Source organism: Thermobrachium celere DSM 8682 (assembly GCF_000430995.1).
GTDB classification, from domain to species: domain Bacteria; phylum Bacillota; class Clostridia; order Clostridiales; family Caloramatoraceae; genus Thermobrachium; species Thermobrachium celere.
Genome location: NZ_HF952035.1, coordinates 1 through 569 on the forward strand (window position 1 = coordinate 1; position 569 = coordinate 569).

The window sequence follows — 569 nt, forward strand, 5'->3', positions numbered from 1 at the left end:
AGGTATATTTTTAGATAAAGTATGTGAATCTTATTTAGGAAATATTGTTGACATCTATACTTACAGAGATGATACAATTCATCTTTTAAAGTTAAATAATAATAAATTTGAAGTTGATGTTCAATCTTTTATCAACTATATTCAAACACATAATAGGGAAAAAATCATAGAGCAGCCTTAGGAGGTTCAACCCCTCTTTTCTTTGGTACTGTAATAAGGTTGAAAGAGAATATTAAACCGGTAGAATTAGGTGATAAGTCATTTGTACACACAGGTGGAGGGGGATGGGATGGTAGAAAGGGAAATATAAACATTGGAACATTTATTGAAAGGTGGAGATTTGTAGAAGAAGTTTCAAATTTCTTGGGCATCCCACAAGAAAATTTTACAGACACATATTCCTTTACTGAGAATAGCTTTACTATGACTGGACACTATAGTAAAAACAGGGAATATATAGAAAGCTCCACTTGGTTTTACAACGTCAAATCCCATAGCTATAAGTCTTTCGTATGTGTAATCTCTTCTTTTTTATTATTCTTCCTCATAGGTATTGAATCATCAATTCC

At 31.6% G+C, this 569-nt stretch carries 2 pseudogenes; both read left to right on the forward strand.

Annotated features, from left to right (window positions below):
• Nucleotides 1-181: pseudogene (locus TCEL_RS13900) on the forward strand (hypothetical protein); the annotation flags it as partial.
• Nucleotides 182-219: 38 nt separating this feature from the next.
• Nucleotides 220-569: pseudogene (locus TCEL_RS13905) on the forward strand (hypothetical protein); the annotation flags it as partial.